The sequence below is a fragment of the Catellatospora methionotrophica genome (assembly GCF_011297335.1).
Classification (GTDB): Bacteria; Actinomycetota; Actinomycetes; order Mycobacteriales; family Micromonosporaceae; genus Catellatospora; species Catellatospora methionotrophica.
Window position 1 is genome coordinate 1 of the sequence record NZ_JAAOTJ010000016.1, and the last position, 17,027, is coordinate 17,027.

The following is a 17,027-nucleotide window of genomic DNA, read 5'->3' on the forward strand; positions in this document are numbered from 1 at the left end:
AGATCGCGTTCACGATCTCCCGCAGATCGTGAACCGGCGGCCTGATACCCAGCCCACCACGCGCCGCCCGCCACTCGGTCAACAACGGCTCGATCAGCGCCCAACGCTCATCAGACAGATCGGAAGGATAGGGCCGGGCCCGCCGCGAAGACGTCACGACACGCGGTCCTACCAGCCCCCACCACAAATGTGTGGGACCTTCACGCCCGACACCCACCCCGCCGATCACAAACCAACACCAACCCGAACCAGACACCCTCTAAGAGTTGTCGCAGGGAGGGGGCCCGCAGGGAGGGGCCCGCGGGGTGGGCGGTTAGAGGAGGGTGGATTGGCTGGGTGGGGTTATTTCGTGGAGGGCGCGGATGACGTTGAGGGTGAGGTGGACGTCGAAGGTCACGTCGGCCTCGGAGTTCCAGCCGCCGTCGGTGCGCTGCGTCTCGGCGAGGCGGCGCTTGGCGGCGATCATCGTCCAGTCGTCGGCGGAGACGCCCACCCGGCGCATCGCGGCCGCCATCGCGGCGGCGTCGGCGGGGGCCATCGAGGGCAGGCGCTCGCCCAGCACCGCCTGCATGCGCGCGGCCTCGTAGAACATGTCCTGCCGGTACATCACGGCCGCGCCCAGCCAGCCGGTCATCAGGTAGGAGGGCCAGGTGCCGTCCGGGTTCAGGCTGCTCTTGATGAACTCCGCGCCGCGCAGGGCCGCATCGGCGTACGGGATCGGGGTCGGGTCGCCGTACGGCAGCGACGAGCGCACGTCGAGCCCCATCACGGTGAGCCAGAACGTCGCGTTCGCGGTCAGGTAGAGGGTGGCCTCGGGGTCACCGGGCTGCGCCCACTCGGGGGCGTCCGCGGCGAGCTCCTTGGCCTCCTGCCAGCTGCCGTCGGCGGCCTGGCGACCGGCCAGCCAGTCGAAGGCCCGCTTGACGCTGGGGCGCGCGAGCGCGCCGAGGTCGTCGAGCTGGGCGAGCCGGAAGCAGGTGACGTCGATCGAGGGCACCTTGCCGTGCTGGCTGCCGAACCAGCCGCCGCCGTCGGCCTGCCCGGCCTCGGCCGCGGTCAGGATCTCCTCCGCCGGCGTAACGCCGGTACGCAGGTATGACAGGCGTGCCCGGTCGACCGGGTCGCCCTTCTTCACCACGAAACCGATAGCCGCGTCGAGATCCACCACGGTGATCGAGGGTACGTGCCCGGTGACGCTGTGGCCTCATCAGGTTGGCCAAGGTCAACAGAACGCGCGGGTGAAATAAATTCGGAAACAGCCGTTTCCAGTCCCCGTGACGGCTTGTATAACCGCCGTATGGGGGCGTTTTCCGGGTCCGGGCGCGGACGGCGAGACGAACCTCACGCATGGATGGTGATCGAAGTCACAGCCGGAAATCCGACAGCTCGCGGATACGGCGAAGGCCGGCGACCACAGCGGTCGCCGGCCTTCGCACACCGGACCGGCGGTCCGGAACGGACCTCAGTAACTCGGCAGGGACGGGTCGACGGTCTTGACCCAGGCGAGCACGCCGCCCTGGACGTGCACCGCGTCGGCGAACCCGGCCGCCTTCAGCGCGGCGAGCGCCTCGGCGGACCGTACGCCCGACTTGCAGTGCAGCACGATCTGCCGGTCCTGCGGCAGCTTGGCCAGCGCCTCGCCGGACAGGATCTCGCCCTTGGGGATCAGCACACTGCCCGGGATGCGGACGATCTCGAACTCGGCCGGCTCGCGCACGTCGACGAGCAGGAAGTCCTTCTCGGCGTCCTGCCACTCCTTGAGCTCGCGGGCGGTGATGGTCGCGTCGACCACCGCCTCCTGCGCCTCGGCGGAGACCGCGCCGCAGAAGGCCTCGTAGTCCTCGACCAGCTCGGTGATGCTGGGGTTCTCGCCGCACAGCACGCAGGCCGGGTCCTTGCGCACCCGGATCTTGCGGTACGACATCTCGAGCGCGTCGTACACCATCAGCGATCCGACCAGGGGGTCGCCGATCCCGGCCAGCAGCTTGATGGCCTCGGTCACCTGGATCGAGCCGATGCTGGCGCACAGGACGCCCAGCACGCCGCCCTCGGCGCACGACGGGACCATGCCCGGCGGCGGCGGCTCCGGGTAGAGGCACCGGTAGCAGGGGCCGTGCTCGGCCCAGAAGACGCTGGCCTGGCCGTCGAAGCGGTAGATCGAGCCCCACACGTACGGCTTGCCGAGCAGCACCGCGGCGTCGTTGACCAGGTAACGCGTGGCAAAGTTGTCGGTGCCGTCGACGATCAGGTCGTACTGCCCGAAGATCTCGAACACGTTCTCGCGGTCGATCGCGGTGTTGTGGATGACCACGTTGACGTACGGGTTGATCTCCCGGACGCTGTTGGCGGCCGACTCGGCCTTGGGCCGGCCGATGTCCGACTGGCCGTGAATGATCTGGCGCTGCAGGTTCGACTCGTCGACGGTGTCGAACTCGACGATGCCCAGCGTGCCGACCCCGGCCGCGGCCAGGTACATCAGCGCGGGCGAGCCGAGCCCTCCGGCGCCGACGCACAGCACCTTGGCGTTCTTGAGCCGCTTCTGACCCTCGACACCGACGTCGGGGATGATCAGATGGCGGCTGTAGCGGCGGATCTCGTCCACCGAGAGCGACTCGGCAGGCTCCACAAGCGGCGGCAACGACATAGGCACATTCTCGCTCGCCGCGGTAGGGAATGCCATGATCTCCAACCCGCTGGGATGCGAGTTGCATCACGGGCTGATCAGCCTTCTTTTGATCATGAATTTATTCCCGGCGCGACACGCCGTTCAGGGGATGACGGGACCACGGTAGAGCGCGGTGTCCTGCGGCGCGGCCGGGTAGGGCCAGGCGTTGGCGGTGCAGTTCTTGAGCCCCTGGGACTGCTGCTGCATCACGGGCGCGAGCTTGCCGGGCTCGGGGCAGGCCTCGTGGCCGTACCCGAGCTGGTGGCCCAGCTCGTGGTTGAGCGCGAAGGCCTGGTAGTCGGGCAGCGGCGCGCCGTAGCCGGGCACGGCCTGCTGCCAGCGGTCGAGGTTGACGATGAGCTGGCCGGGCAGGCGGCACGAGGTGAAGCCCTCGGTGTGCAGGCCGCCCGCCGCGCACAGTTTCTGCGTGGTGCCCGCCGTCGCCAGGAACACGGTGAACTCCGCCGCGGTCTTCTCGGCCACCCGCTGGAAGCGGTGCTTGCCGCCGCCGGTCCAGCCGCGCGGGTCGGCCAGGATCCGCTCGACGTCGGCCGTGAACGCCGTGACGCCGGGCTCGACGCCCTTCTCGACGGCCACCCGGAACTTGCGTACCGTGCCCGCGCCGCCCAGCACCTTGCCGGCGCCGGTGGCATAGCCGAACGTGCCGCTGCCCGCGGGCGCGGGCGTGCCCTGCGCGGGGGGCTGCCCGGACGCGCCGGGCGACACCGACGGTTCGGCCGCGTCCGGCGACCCGGCCGCCGGTGTGGCGGCATCGGGCAGGATCAGGCCGTCGGGGCCGCGAAACAGGTCGATGCCGACCAGCACCACGACGAGGCCCACCAGACCGGCCGCCAGGTACCGGGTGCGACGGCGGCGGGCCTGGACGGCGGCCAGGCGGCGGGACCGGAATCCGGGCTCACCGTCCGCCGGGTCGGCGACGTCCGCGTCGCGCTGCTCGAAGAGTTCCCGCTCGTCGCGCATCAGGCCACCGGGGGCCCGGTGTAGCGCTTGCCGTCGACGTACGGCCACGAGTTGGCGGTGCAGCCCTTGAGGCCGTACGTCTGCTGCTGCATGACCGGCGCGGGCTTGCCCTTGCCGGGGCAGGCCTCGTGGAAGCGGCCGAGTTCGTGGCCCACCTCGTGATTGATCACGTACTGCCGGTAGGTGTGCAGGTCGATCTTGCCGTTGACGTAGTCGGGCACCGACATGCGCCAGCGGTTGAGGTTGATGACGACCCGGCCGGGCAGGCGGCACGAGGTGTACGACACGCCGTCGAGCCGGGTGTCCATGCCACCGGCCCCGCACAGTCTGCGGGTCGTCTCACCGGTCGCCAGATAGATCGTGAACTGGTACGCCGACCCGGACGGCACCCGCTGCAACCGGTACTGCCGACCCGCGATCCAGCTCCGCTCGTCGCCCAGCGTCTCGTCCACCAGGCTGGTGAAGGCGTCGAGCTCCGTGCCGGCGACGTTCTTCTCCGCGGCGACCCGGAAGCGCCTGATCCCACCGGCGGAGCCCAGCACGTCGCCCTGCGTCTTCGCGTACACCCAGGTCCCCGGTCCGGACGCCGGGAACGCTCCGTCCATCTGGTACACGGTCTCCGGTGTCACGCTGGGCGAGGGCAACGCGGCCGGCGACGGCTCGGCCGTGGGTTCGGGGCTGTCGGCCATCGCGGGTGTCGACGCCACCTGCCGGGTCGGCACCACCGCGTCGTGCCCGCCGCGCACCAGGTCGACCCCGACCAGCAGAGCCGCGCCGAGCAGCACGCAGATCGCCGTCGCACGACGGCGGCGCTGCCGGGCACGAGCCCGCGCGAGCCTGCCGGATTCCACTCGCGAGGACCGGGCGGGGGCTTCCCGTTCGGTCCTCGGCGGCGGTGCCAGGGCGGTGCGCATCGCCACAGCCTGCCACATCCCTACGGCAGCAGTGCCGCTAGCCGCCTGTTGACCGCGCTGAGCGTGGCTCGGACGACCGCCCGGCGGGGATCTCCGGAGACCAGCGCCGAGCCCGCCAACTGCTCGACCCAGCCGCCACAGACCAGCAGCACCACCACGACCGCGACCTCACAACTGCCCATCGACACGATCGTCGCCTGCTCGACGAAACACCGCCCGGACTCCCCGGTCGTGGTCCCCTCGCGCAGCAGATCGTCGATCGCCACGGCGGTCGCGGCGGCACACAGGCGCAGCACGTACGCGTCGACGGCCGGTCCGCTGGCCACCCCGACGGCCTGCCGGTCGCCGGTGTTGAGGCGCACCTCCACCGTCGCGTCCAGGCCGAACGTGCTGGTCTGCACGTGCTCGATGATGGCGCGCGGGCCCTGGTCGCGTTCGGTCGGCAGCGGCGGCGGCGACGCCGTGGCGGGCAGCTCGGGTTCGCTGTTCACCGCACGCAGCGCGGCGACCCGGTCCCGCAGTTCGCCGGGCGTACGGCGCGGCACGCTCACCGGGTGGCGGCGGCGCGGCTCGCGCGGCGACTGGTCGGCCAGCGGATCCGGGTGCAGGCCACCGGTCAGCCCCGGCGGCGGGGCCGCGCCCGCACCCGACCGGGGCGCGGGCAGGGTCGCCGTCGGCGGCGGAGTGTCCGACGGCGGCGCGGGCTTGGGCACCAGCGGCCCGGCAGGGGCGGCGTCGATGCCCATCTGCTCCTGCAGCATGCGGGCGACCATCCGGCTGATCGCGGCCGGATCGGCCCCTTCGGCGAGGTCGAGCCGCAGGTGGTGGGCACCGGTGGCGGTGGTGCGCAGGGCCGCGTCCCGGACCCCGGCGACGCCGCGCACGGCGCGCAGCACCGCGTCGACGTCGAAGCCGTCGGGTCTCTCGTCGGTCCCCACGTCGTCGCTGCGGCGCAGGTGGGATGCGATGCGGTCGAGCTGGGGCGTCGCCGCCACGACCGGCTCCGCCTCGACGACCGGATGGATCGCGGGCGGCACGTCGGGCACCGCGGGCACGCGCTGCGGCAGGTGCTCCGCGCCGGTCGCCTCGGCCCCGGACTCGCGGGTGTCGGCCGCGCGGTTCTTGGCAGCGGGCTCGCCCGCCGCCTGCGCGGACCGCGGCGCGATCGGCGGCACTGAGCCGGTCGCGGGCTGCGGAACGTGCGGCTGCGCTGAGCCGGTCGCGGACTGCGGAACATGCGGCAGCCCGGAACCACCGGCGGGCTGCGGAAGGTGCGGCTGCGCTGAACTGCCTGCCGTCTGCGGGAGGTGTGGCTGCGGCGAGGGCGGAAGGTAGGGACGCGGCTGGGACACGAAGGAGGGCTGGCCTGGGAGACCAGACATGCCTTCGCCACGCGCGGCGGCCCGGCCCGGCTCGTGTGTCTGGTCGCCTGCGGCCCGCGGGGCCAGCGGCATGCCGAGCCGGCCGATGGCTCCGGCCGCGTCAGCGGTGTCCGGGGTGACCCGTCCGCCGGGTCGGCCGGGCACGCGACCGCCGTCGCCCTCGCGCCCTGCCCTGATGTCCGCCTCGCTGCCCGCGCGGATGTCGGCGCCGTCCGGCCGGGGGGCGGCGATGCCCTGCTGGCGACCCGCCCCGGTGCCCTGCTCGTGTTTCTGCCGGCCCTCGACGAAGGCCTGCTCGGCGGCGCTCAGCGGATCGGCCAGGGCGTCGTGGCCGCCGCGTTCGGCCGCGCGGGCCATGCCGCGCTGGGCGGCGGCGTAGCCCTCGCGGGCCGCGTCGAGCCGTGCGGCGGCTGCCGCCGCCGGATCGGGCAGCAGCGGGAACTCCCCGGTCCGTACGCGTTCGGAGCCGTCGCCCTCCTGGCCCGGTCCGCGCCGGTCGGCGTCGGCACGGCCTGCCTCCGGTGACGGCACTCCCGCCCGGCCGTTGCCGCGTCCGGACAGCGGCGGCTCGGGGAAGGCCATGCCGAAGCGCGCGCCGAGCGACAGCCGGTCCGCCTCCGCCAGGTCCTCGTCGCCGTCCTCGTCCTCGTCGTCCTCCGTGACCTCGTCGAGGGCACTCCGCACGGGCGGCGGGGGCTTGACCGGGGCGGGTCCGGCCTCGGTGGGCTCGGGGCGCTCAGCGGGAACCGCCCTGGTGGCGGCCTCGGCCATCGCGGCCAGCGGCGCGTCGGCGGGCGGCGCGGCCGGCACCGGCCCGGACAGCTCGGCGGGCAGCGAGGGGCGCAGGCCCGGCGGCGGCACCGGATAACCGCCGGTGGGCATGGTCAACGCGGGGTTGGCCCCGGCGGGCAGCGGCGGCATGACCGGGATCGGGATCACCTCCGGCGGCGCGACCACGGCCGCGGGGCCGGGCTGGTACGGCGTGAAGACCGGGATGCGCCCGGTGTCGTCGTTGGCCAGCGTGGGCGAGCCGTTGACCGGGGTGGGCTCGTCGAACGCGGCGTGGCGGGCGAACTCGGCCGAGGTCTGCGCGAACTCGTCGGCGTACGGGTCCTCGCCGGGGGAGGAGAGTTCCGGCAGGGGACGGTCGAACGGGCGGTGGTGGCCGTTGCGCCCGGACGGGGCGGTGTCCGGCGGCCGCACCAGCGTGGTGGTGACGGGGTCGGCGCCGGTGAGCGCGTCTATGCCACGGCGGTCGGCCACCGTGGCGTGCCACGGGGTCAACGGCTCGAATCCGGGTTCCAACGCTGCCCCCGCGCTCGACCATGCATCCGTACGGTCGGAATCCGCCCAGCTCGCGGGCATATGCCCGTTAGCCGTCGGGTGTCCGACTACGCCGGCTGACCCGTTGGCGGGGTCGTCAGCTCCCGCTGTGTTTCCGGTCTGCCCTGTTACGTCCACCGTGCGCTCCTCCGTCGCCCACGCTGAGGCTACCGTGAACGGCGAATGACGATAAGTTGCAACGACGGGCCAGTTTGCAAGATCCGTCGAAGGATACGTCTGCAGGGTGAGGGAGATTCGATGACCGCGGCCACCAGTGGCGCCAACCCGACCGGCTCGCCAGCCACGGGCCGGCCGACCCGGCTGCCCCGGTCGGCACGCCGCAAGCAGCTGCTCGCCGCTGCTCAGGACGTCTTCGTCGCCCAGGGCTACCACTCCGCGGCCATGGACGACATCGCCGAACGGGCGGGCGTGTCGAAGCCGGTCCTCTACCAGCACTTCCCCGGCAAGCTCGAGCTCTACCTGGCGCTGCTGGACACGCACTGCGACGCGTTCGCCGAGCGCATCCGCTCCGCCATGGCGGCCACCCAGGACAACAAGGAACGGGTCCGCGGGGCGATGCGGGCCTACTTCGACTTCGTGTCGCACGAGAGTGAGGCGTACCGGCTGGTCTTCGAGTCCGACCTGCGCAACGACCCGGCGGTGGCCGAGCGGGTGGACCGGATGGAGCGGCTGTCCGTCGAGGCGATAACCGAGACCATCATGTCGGACACCGGTGTCAGCCGCGCCCGCGCCGAAGTGCTGGCCGCCGGGCTGTGCGGCGCGGCCCAGGTCTCGGCCCGCTGGTGGCTCGCCGGAGGCCGGGTGATCGCCCAGGACGAGGCCGAACAGCTCATCACCACGCTGTCCTGGCGCGGGATCAGCAGCTTCCCGCTGACGGGCACCGAGCACTGATCGGCCGCCGTGCCATCGTCCAGCTGGGACACCGGGGTAATCTCGGTGACGAGCCGAGGAGGTTGTGTGGAGGTCAAGATCGGTGTGCAGTTCGCCCCCCGCGAGTTGGTGGTGGACAGCACGCAGACGCCCGCTGAGGTCGAGCAGATGGTCGCCGACGCGCTCGCGTCGAAGGCCCAGCTGCTGACGCTGGTAGACGAGAAGGGCCGGCGGGTCATCGTCCCGCTGGACAAGCTGGCCTACGTGGAGATCGCCGAGGCGTCGACGCGCAGTGTCGGCTTCTCGGCCCGCTGAGGTAGCGCGCACATAACGCAGGTGAGACGGCACGGCGCTGGTGCGCCGTGCCGTCTGCCGTTCCGCCGCTCGGGCGGCCCGCGAGGTGAGCGGATGCCGGGCGAGCGCCCGGCCGGTAGTCTGCGGGCGTGTCCGCTGACGCCGGAGTGATCGATCTACTGGGCATGCTCGCCTACGGGGAGCTGCTGGCCTTCGACCGCATGGCGGCCGACGCCCGGCTCGCCCCGGACCTGGGCCGCCAGGCCCGGCTGGCCGAGATGGCGGCCTGGGAGATGGCCAACTACCGGCGGCTGGCCAACCGGCTCGCCGCGCTCGGGGCCGATCCCGAGGATGCGATGCTCCCGTTCGTCGCGGCGCTGCGCACGTACCACGACAACACCGAGCCGGGCGACTGGCTGGAGGCGCTGACCAAGGCGTACGTCGGCGAGGGCATCTCCGACGACTTCTTCCGCGAGGTGGCGCAGGTGCTGCCCGCCGGGGTGCTGGCCGACACCGACCGGGCCCTGGTGCTCGACGTGCTGCACGACGACGGTTACGCCGACTTCGCCGCCGGGGAGATCAGCGCGGCCATCGCGGCCGATCCGAAGGTCGCCAACCGGCTGTCGATGTGGGCGCGGCGGCTGACCGGCGAGGCGCTGTCCCAGGCGCAGCTCGTCGCCCAGGAGCGCTCGCCGCTGACGGCGCTGGTGCTGGCGGGCGTGGACGGGGAGTCCGTCGATGTGCTGTTCGGGCGGTTGACGAGCGCGCACACGGCGCGGATGACGGCGGTCGGCCTCAACAACTGACCGTTTTGCGTGGTAAATCCCACTAAGAACCGGGAATTCGACACACACCTGGTGACCAGACGGCCACCGGGCCGTACGATGGCTGTGTTGACATGGGCCCGATGCCCATGTCGTCGCGTGTGCGGCGCCGCGATCCCCAACGATCGCGCCGCGCGATGGGATCAACCTCCTTCATCGCCGCGCCCCGCGCTCGAGACTACATATACGCCCTTCGATGAACCGGGCGTACCGACATCCGCTGGGCAGCCCGCAGGGTCCGCCGTACGCGGATCGCTGAAAGGGCACCCCAGAACCTGATGACAGACAACATCGAAAGCACCACCGAAAGCACTCCCAAGATCATTCTCGCGCCGACGTTCGCCGAGCTCGGCGTGCGTGCCGAGACCGTGGCCGCCCTCGCCGCGATGGGCATCGAGCGCGCCTTCGCCATCCAGGAGTACGCGCTGCCGATCGCGCTGCGCGGCGGCGACATGATCGGCCAGGCGCCCACCGGCACCGGCAAGACCTTCGGCTTCGGCATCCCGCTGATCGACCGCGCGATCGCGCCCGGTGAGGGCGAGTGCAGCGGTCAGCCGCAGGCGCTCGTCGTCGTGCCGACCCGTGAACTCGGCCTGCAGGTCGCCAAGGACCTCGCGGGCGCGGGCAAGTCCCGTGGCGTGCGGGTGCTGGCGCTGTACGGCGGCGTCGCGTACGAGCCGCAGGTCGAGGCGCTGAAGGCCGGCGTCGAGATCGTGGTCAGCACGCCCGGCCGCCTGCTCGACCTGTGCAAGCAGAAGCACCTCAAGCTCGACCAGGTCCGGGCGCTCGTGCTCGACGAGGCCGACCGCATGCTCGACCTGGGTTTCCTCGACGACGTCGAGAAGATCCTCAAGATGCTGCCGACCGACCGGCAGACCATGCTGTTCTCGGCGACCATGCCGGACCCGATCGTCACCCTGTCGCGCAAGTTCCTGCGCACGCCGGTGACGGTGCACGCCGGTCACACCACCGAGCCGGGCGTCAGCCCGCAGACCAAGCAGGTCGTGTACCGCACGCACCAGCTCAACAAGCTGGAGCTGCTGGCCCGCATCCTGCAGGCGCAGGGCCGCGGCCTCACCATGATCTTCACCCGGACCAAGCGCAACGCCGACCGGGTCAGCGAGGACCTCGACTTCCGCGGTTTCGCGGCCGCCGCCGTCCACGGCGACCTGGGCCAGGGCGCGCGTGAGCGGGCGCTGCGCGCGTTCCGGGCGGGCAAGGTCGACGTGCTGGTCGCCACCGACGTGGCCGCCCGCGGCCTGGACGTCTCCGGCGTCACGCACGTCATCAACTACGACTGCCCGGACGACGCGGAGACCTACGTCCACCGCATCGGCCGCACCGGTCGCGCCGGGGCCACCGGTGTCGCGGTGACCTTCGTCGACTGGGAGGACATGCCCCGCTGGCGGATCGTCGACAAGACGCTCGGCCTGGAGCTGACCGGCCCCGACGGCCCGGCCGAGACGTACCACACCTCGCCGTGGGTCTACACCGACCTGGACATCCCCACCGACGTCAGCGGCACCCTGCCCAGCGCCCAGCGCTCCCGGGCCGGGCTGTCCGCCGAGGTCGAGGAGGACCTGGGCGGCCGCTCCCGCGGCAGCCGCGACCGTGGCGGCAAGCGCGGCCCGGCGGCCGAGCAGGCCGCCCCGCCGCGCGAGCGCGCCCCGCGCCGCCGCCGTCGCCTGGAGGGTGACGACGACGCCGCGCCTGTGGCCGAGGCCGGCACTGACGCGCCCGTCGACACCGACGCCGCCGAGGGCGAGGCCCGTCGCGGCCGCCGCCGTCGCGGCCGGGGTGGCGCCGGCACCGGGACGGCCACTGCCGCCTCGGTGACCCACGAGGGCGGGCTCGCCCCGCTGTTCGCCGCTCCCCCGGAGGGCCCCGACGGCCCGGCGGAGCCCGCCGCGGCGGGCGAGGGGGGCGCCACGCGCTCGCGTGCGCGCCGTCGCCGCCGCCGCTCGGGTGGTTCCGGCGGCGCGGCCGAGGGCGCGCTGGAGACCTCGGTCGAGAGCTGACGTACGACACGAAAAGGGACGCTCCTCTGCGGGGGCGTCCCTTTTCGCAGGCCAGGATCAAACGAAAGTTTGAGGTTAGGGTGACCTTACTCGCGTACGGTGCTGCGCATGACCTTCTCCACCCGCCTGCGCGCCGCCACCTGGTCTGACCACAGCTCGGCCGAGCGGACGACGTTCCTGGACGACCTGACCCGAGGGCGGCTGACCGTCGCCGCGCACGCCGCGCTCACCGCGCAGCACTACCTCGTCTACCAGGTGCTGGAGGAGGCCGCCGCGCACTGGAGCGGCGACCCGGTCGCGGGCGGCTTCCACGACGGCGCGCTCACCCGGCTGCCCGCGCTCGCCGAGGACCTCGCCTTCCTGCTCGGACCCGACTGGCGCGACGCGCTCACCCCGGTCGCCGCCACCGCCGAGTACACCGCCCGCCTGCGCGAGATCGCCTTCACCTGGCCCGGCGGCTACGTGGCCCACCACTACAACCGCTACCTGGGCGACCTGTCCGGCGGCCAGTACGTGGCCCGCGCGCTGACCCGCGCCTACGGCCTCAGCGGCGACGGCCTGCGCTTCTACGCCTTCGACGGCATCGCCGACCTGACCGCGTCCAAGGACGCCTACCGCGCCCGTCTCGACGGCGCGCCCTGGTACGCCGTCGAGCAGGACCGGATCATCGACGAGGTCAAGCTCGCCTACCGGCTCAACACCGACCTGTTCGCCGACCTGGGCCGGGTCCACCCGAACCCGTTCCCGCCCGAGGTCGTCGCTCAGATCATGCGGCACATGAACGGCGACCACGCCGCGGACTCCCTGCTGATCTGCCAGGCCGCGCTGCCGGAACCGGCCCGGCCGGACGCCACCGCCGCGGTGATGTCGGGCATGGACCACCGGGGCATCGAGTTCCAGGCCGTCATCAAGGGGGTCGAGACGCCGATCCGGGTGCCCTTCGCCGAGGAGCTGACCGAGCGCGCCCAGGTGCGCGTCGAGGTGACCCGGCTGTACCGGGAGGCATGCGCCCTGCTCGGGCTGCCCGCCCGGTGAGCGCGGGCATGGAACACTGGCCGGTGTGGAGACGGCACACGACGTTCTCATCGCGCTGACCAGGCGCTACGCCTTCGCGGAGGTGGCCGCGCTGGTCGCCCCGGACTCCGGCGTGCTGCCCCGCGCCGGAGGCGGCGCGCTGACCACCGAGTCCGTCGCCCACGTGCAGCAGCTCTGCGCGTTCGGGCAGCGGCTGCTCGACCTCGACGCCGAGGACTTCGGTGAGCTGAACGCCGCCGCCGAGGCCAACACCGAGCACGGCGTCGCCGACCAGGTGCACGGCGACCACGTGCCCGAGCACCTGCGGGAACGGGCGCTGGCCTGCCGCATGCCGCAGGCGCCCAAGGAGGTGCACCGCGGCGCACTGGGCAGCCTGCGGCCCACCTTCCGGCTGCTGCTGGAGGTCATCGACGCGCGCTTCCGGCGCGGGGAGACCACGGCACTGGTCGCCGCGGTGCACATCGCCAGCGAGTACGGCCCGCTGCTGGTCTGGGAGCGGGTGCTCGGGCACGCCGCCGACCCGGTGCGGCTGCCGTCGGCGGTCGGTGGCGACGGCAGCGCGTGGGGCGACTTCGAGGACCGGGACTGCCCGCACACCAAGCCGGAGAAGTCCGCCGCGCGGCGCAGCCTGATCGTGGCCCACGAGAACAACGCCGGCTGGCGAACGTACCTGGACCGCCAGCACTCCAACACCTCGCACGCGCTCTGCGTCTGCGCCACCACCTGCCACCGCCGGTGCACCGTCTACCGGCGGCTCGACGCGCGCCAGGCCGAGGTCGTCACGCACGGCTGCCGCCTGACCGCGGCGCTCAACGAGTCGGCCGTGGTGAAGCTGCGCCACAGCGCGCCGGTCGGCCACGGCTTCGGCGTGCCGTCGCAGCGCGAGCTGCTCGACGCCTGGGGCCGCACCCGCGCCTCGCTGGCCAAGCACGATCCGGCGATCGCCGAGGAGGACGGCTACCCGCTGCCCGGGTTCGCCACCTTCGTCGCGGTGCTCGCGGGCGAGCCCATGCCGCCGGACACGCTGCTCGCCGACACCGCCATCGAGCTCGCCAAAGCCCTCAACCCCTGACGTCCAGCAGGGTCGCCAGGTGGGGCTGGACCTGCCATGCGGACAGCAGCGCGTCGAGTTCGGCGGCCTGCTCGGCGGTCGGGCGGCGGCCGGTGCGGTGGGCGCGGATCATCGCGTTGCGCGGGGTGTGCGCCGAGTCGATGAACTCGACCACCTCCACCGCGTACCCCTGGCCGCGCAGCAGGGCGGCGCGCACCGTGTCGGTGAGCACGTCGGCGAAGCGCTCGCGCAGGATGCCGTGCTCGGTGAGCAGCCCCGCCGCCCCGTGCGGCGGGTGCTTGCGCAGCTGCCGGGACAGGTCCTTGTGGCAGCAGGGCGCGGCCAGGATCCAGCGCGCGTCCCAGGACAGCGCGCGGGCCAGCGCGTCGTCGGTGGCCGTGTCACAGGCGTGCAGCGCCAGCACCACGTCGGCCTGCGGCACCGGCGCGTCGGCGATGGTGCCCGCGATGAAGCTGACATGGTCCTGCCAGCCGAGCCTGCGGGCGAGCGCGGTGTTGCGCTCGCGCTGGTCGTCGCGCACGTCCACGCCGATCAGGCGCACGTCCAGGCCGAGCCCGGACAGGTGGTGGTACGCCGCGAAGGTCAGGTACGCGTTGCCGCAGCCCAGGTCGACCACGTGCAGCGGGCTCGGCAGCTGGGCCGGGTCGGGCAGCGTGGCGTCCAGCGCCCGCAGGAAGGCGTCGACCTGCCGGCGCTTGGCGGCGTCGCCGCCGATCACGGCGTACAGCGGATCACCGGGGTCGATCAGGTGCTCGCGCGGCCGGTCGTGCGCGGTGACGGCGGGCGCGGCCGCCGGGGCCGCCGAGCGGTGCAGCACCGCGCCCTTCTTGGTGGTCTGCAGGCGGACCGTGCCGTGCGCGGTCTCCACGGTCCAGGTGCCGAACGGCTCGGCCAGCAGCTCGTCGACCCGGCCCGCCAGTTCCGCGCCCGGGGCCAGGTTCACCGTGGTGGGGCGCTGCCCGTCCTCGGTGACCAGCTGCACCCGGTCGCCGGCTTTCAGGGTCACCGGGCGCAGCGTGGCGCGGGACACCGACGGGGTCCCGTCCCGCCGCTGCCCGCCCGCCGTCGCGCGGATCAGGTCCGGCGCCAGCAGGAGTTCGCGTACCTCGGCCAGGGCTTCAGGGAGTGCTGCCATACGTCAAGGATGCGCGATGGCGCTCAGAACGCCCCGTTCGGCTCGGTGTAGTAGTCCGGGCGGCTCTCGGCGAAGACGAACAGCGCGACGATCGCCGCGATGAAGAGCAGGCCCAGCGCCGTGGCGATCCAGCCGACGATGATGCCGGTCAGGGCCATGCCGTCGCCGTCCTCGCCGCTCTGGCGGATCTTGCGCCGGGCGACGTGCCCCAGGATCGCGCCGACCGGGCCGAGGATCAGCGCGGGCACCCCGTAGAGGCACACCATCAGCGCGCCCGCCAGCGCCGTCACCATCGCGCCGATGGCCATGCCGTTGGTGCGCCGCTGCAGGTAGACGTACGGGTAGGGCGCGTAGCCGGGCGGCGGGGTGGCGCCGTGGGGGTTCGGCTGCCCGGCGACCTGCGGCCAGCCGCCGGTCGGATACCCGACTGCCTGGTACGGGTGCGGCCACTGGCCGGGTGCAGCGCTCGCCGGACCGGTGGCCGGGCTGCCCGGCGCGGTGACTCCGGTGGCGGGCGCGGCGGACGCCGGTTCGGCAGCGGCCGGAGCGGGATCGGCAGGGCCGAAGGTGAGCGGCGCCGGGGCCGGGAACGCCGGCGGTGGCGGGCCGGAATCCTGGCTCGGGGGTGGCGGCGCGGTGGGGTCGGTCATCGGCCAGGCTCCGTCCGGTGGGGGTCCCGACAGAGTAAGCGGTGCCTCCTACTGGCGTCAGCTCGGACAAACCGGCAGGATCAAGCCATGAACGAGCGGATGGATCTCTTCCGGCTGGACGGCCGGGTCGCACTCGTCACCGGTGCGGGCAGCCCGCACGGCATCGGCTTCGCCACCGCTCGCCAGCTGGCCGCACTCGGCGCGAAGGTCGCCGTGGTCTCCACCACCCGGCGCATCCACGAGCGCGCCGGTGAACTGGGCGTGCTCGGCTTCGTCGCCGACCTGACCCTGGAGGCGGAGGTCGGCGCGATGGCCGACGCGGTCACCGAGCAGCTGGGCGACGTCGACATTTTGGTCAACAACGCCGGTCTGACCAGCCGGGCCAGCCCGGAGGTCATCCGGCCGGTGGCGCAGCTCAGCTACGAGGAGTGGAAGGCTGAGATCGACCGCAACCTGTCCACGGCGTTCCTGTCCAGCCGGGCCTTCCTCGGCGGGATGTCCGAGCGGGGCTGGGGCCGCATCGTGAACCTCGCCGCCACCGCCGGGCCGGTGAACGCGCTGCCCGCCGAGGCGGGCTACGCCGCGGCGAAGGCGGGTGTGCTGGGCCTCACCCGGGCGCTGGCGATGGAGCTGGTCGCCGACGGCATCACCGTCAACGCGGTAGCCCCCGGCACCATCCACACCTCGGCGTCGACGCTGGCCGAGCTCAAACTCGGCTACGACACCCCGATGGGCCGCCCCGGCACCCCCGACGAGGTCGCCGCGACCATCGCCTTCCTCTGCTCCCCCGCCGCGGGCTACATCACCGGCCAGATGCTCGTCATCGACGGCGGCCAGTCGGTCCGCCAGGGCTGACCAGCGCTCTGACACAAAAGGAAGGGCACCTTCTGGACGCTCCGCGTCATGGAAGGTGCCCTTCCTCACGTCTGAACGGGGATGACGCGCGGCGAAGGGCTGCCTGGGACGGGCGGTGGCGGGGTGGGCGAGGCGCGGAGTCAGGCGGCGACGGGCTGGGGGTTCATGGCGAGGGCGGCGGCTGCGGGCAGGCTCGGCGCGGACTCGCCGGTGAAGCCGTCGTCGGCGGCGAACTGCAGGTGGTCGGCCAGGTCAGGGGCGGCCAACCGGATCGCCCGGATGCCCAGGGCCTGCGCGCCGGTCAGCTCCCGGGAACCGCCGTCGCCGATGAACGCGCACTCCTCGGGTGTGACGTCCAGCTGGTCGCAGGCGGCCAGGTAGATCCTCGGGTCGGGCTTGCTGCAGCCGGTCTGCACCGAGAAGACCTTCGCGTGGAGCAGGCGGTTCACCGGCAACCCGCGCATGATCTCGGGCAGTTCCCAGGCGCAGTCGCTGACCACGGCCAGCCGTACGCCCGCGCGGCGGAGCCGCCACAGCGTGGGCACCGCCTCGGGCCGCAGGCGCGTGTCGGCGCGCACGGCCATCAGCCGGGCGGCCTGGGCCGCGCGCAGCCGCGCGGGCGTGACGCGTACGCCCAGCTCGGCGGCGACCCAGCGCATGGTGTCCAGGGCGTCGCCGTACGCGCCCCGGCAGCGGGGGTAGAAGGATGTGTTCAGCACCGCGAAGTACGCGGCGGGATCGCAGCCGAGCAGGCGGGGGGCCAGTTCGTGGGCCGGTCCGCGGGTGCACGCCGAGGTCAGCGTGCCGTAGAAGTCGAACAGGATCGCGCGCGGCATTACGCCGGATAACGAAGGTTCTGCATCCATTCGAGCGAGCGTAATCAGCGGCTCACCCGAAGTACATCGGATGATCGCTCACAGTATGCGCAAGAACGCGGCGCGTAGATGTCGATGTGCCGACAACCCGCTCACCAGCGCCTGGCAGGATC

At 73.0% G+C, this 17,027-nt stretch carries 16 protein-coding genes; 7 read left to right on the forward strand and 9 right to left on the reverse strand.

Annotation, left to right across the window (positions count from 1 at the left end; translation table 11 throughout):
- The 6 genes from HAV40_RS28010 to HAV40_RS28035 form a co-directional block, all read right to left on the reverse strand.
- Window positions 1-157, reverse strand: a 157-nt coding sequence (locus HAV40_RS28010; protein WP_166386455.1) for a transposase, incomplete at its 3' end; no start/stop codon positions are given.
- Window positions 158-313: 156 nt separating this feature from the next.
- The gene (locus HAV40_RS28015; protein WP_166386457.1) at window positions 314-1,168 is read right to left on the reverse strand and encodes a prenyltransferase/squalene oxidase repeat-containing protein; all 855 of its coding nucleotides are present in this window, start codon (window positions 1,166-1,168) and stop codon (window positions 314-316) included.
- Between the two features lie 294 nt (window positions 1,169-1,462).
- Window positions 1,463-2,644 (reverse strand): adenylyltransferase/sulfurtransferase MoeZ, encoded by a 1,182-nt coding sequence (moeZ, locus tag HAV40_RS28020; RefSeq protein ID WP_166386459.1) that lies wholly within the window; start codon window positions 2,642-2,644, stop codon window positions 1,463-1,465.
- Window positions 2,645-2,767: 123 nt separating this feature from the next.
- Window positions 2,768-3,646, reverse strand: a complete 879-nt coding sequence (locus tag HAV40_RS28025) for a DUF3152 domain-containing protein (protein ID WP_166386460.1) — start codon at window positions 3,644-3,646, stop codon at window positions 2,768-2,770.
- Window positions 3,646-4,560, reverse strand: coding sequence for a DUF3152 domain-containing protein (locus HAV40_RS28030; protein ID WP_239086909.1), 915 nt, complete (start codon window positions 4,558-4,560; stop codon window positions 3,646-3,648). The genes HAV40_RS28025 and HAV40_RS28030 overlap by 1 nt, the downstream gene beginning before the upstream one ends.
- Window positions 4,561-4,580: 20 nt before the next feature.
- Window positions 4,581-7,247 (reverse strand): hypothetical protein, encoded by a 2,667-nt coding sequence (locus HAV40_RS28035; protein WP_166386464.1) that lies wholly within the window; start codon window positions 7,245-7,247, stop codon window positions 4,581-4,583.
- A gap of 276 nt (window positions 7,248-7,523) precedes the next feature.
- On the opposite strand from HAV40_RS28035, the gene HAV40_RS28040 reads away from it, so the two are divergent.
- From HAV40_RS28040 to HAV40_RS28070, 6 genes are all read left to right on the forward strand, one after another.
- On the forward strand, window positions 7,524-8,177 hold the full coding sequence (locus tag HAV40_RS28040; RefSeq protein ID WP_166386466.1) for a TetR/AcrR family transcriptional regulator: 654 nt from the start codon (window positions 7,524-7,526) through the stop codon (window positions 8,175-8,177).
- A gap of 66 nt (window positions 8,178-8,243) precedes the next feature.
- Window positions 8,244-8,471 (forward strand): DUF3107 domain-containing protein, encoded by a 228-nt coding sequence (locus HAV40_RS28045; protein WP_120317219.1) that lies wholly within the window; start codon window positions 8,244-8,246, stop codon window positions 8,469-8,471.
- 128 nt (window positions 8,472-8,599) lie between these two features.
- Entirely contained in the window at window positions 8,600-9,256 is a 657-nt protein-coding gene (locus HAV40_RS28050; RefSeq protein ID WP_239086908.1) for a ferritin-like fold-containing protein, read from the forward strand.
- Between the two features lie 296 nt (window positions 9,257-9,552).
- Window positions 9,553-11,292, forward strand: coding sequence for a DEAD/DEAH box helicase (locus HAV40_RS28055; RefSeq protein ID WP_166386468.1), 1,740 nt, complete (start codon window positions 9,553-9,555; stop codon window positions 11,290-11,292).
- Window positions 11,293-11,400: 108 nt separating this feature from the next.
- Window positions 11,401-12,327: a biliverdin-producing heme oxygenase gene (locus HAV40_RS28060; protein WP_239086907.1), complete on the forward strand. Its 927-nt coding sequence runs from the start codon at window positions 11,401-11,403 to the stop codon at window positions 12,325-12,327.
- Window positions 12,328-12,352: 25 nt separating this feature from the next.
- On the forward strand, window positions 12,353-13,399 hold the full coding sequence (locus HAV40_RS28070; RefSeq protein WP_166386470.1) for a hypothetical protein: 1,047 nt from the start codon (window positions 12,353-12,355) through the stop codon (window positions 13,397-13,399).
- Here the strand turns inward: HAV40_RS28070 and HAV40_RS28075 are convergent.
- Together HAV40_RS28075 and HAV40_RS28080 are read right to left on the reverse strand one after the other, a co-directional pair.
- A complete protein-coding gene (locus HAV40_RS28075) occupies window positions 13,389-14,534 on the reverse strand; it encodes a class I SAM-dependent methyltransferase (protein ID WP_166386472.1) in 1,146 nt (381 codons plus the stop codon). The two genes, HAV40_RS28070 and HAV40_RS28075, sit on opposite strands and share 11 nt — an antisense overlap.
- 23 nt (window positions 14,535-14,557) lie before the next feature.
- Window positions 14,558-15,184, reverse strand: a complete 627-nt coding sequence (locus HAV40_RS28080) for a DUF4190 domain-containing protein (protein ID WP_239086906.1) — start codon at window positions 15,182-15,184, stop codon at window positions 14,558-14,560.
- 87 nt (window positions 15,185-15,271) lie between these two features.
- Between HAV40_RS28080 and HAV40_RS28085 the strand changes: the two genes are divergently transcribed.
- On the forward strand, window positions 15,272-16,039 hold the full coding sequence (locus HAV40_RS28085; RefSeq protein ID WP_166386474.1) for an SDR family NAD(P)-dependent oxidoreductase: 768 nt from the start codon (window positions 15,272-15,274) through the stop codon (window positions 16,037-16,039).
- Between the two features lie 140 nt (window positions 16,040-16,179).
- Here the strand turns inward: HAV40_RS28085 and HAV40_RS28090 are convergent, their stop codons facing one another.
- A complete protein-coding gene (locus HAV40_RS28090) occupies window positions 16,180-16,875 on the reverse strand; it encodes an HAD family hydrolase (RefSeq protein WP_166386476.1) in 696 nt (231 codons plus the stop codon).
- Between the last annotated feature and the right edge of the window lie 152 nt (window positions 16,876-17,027).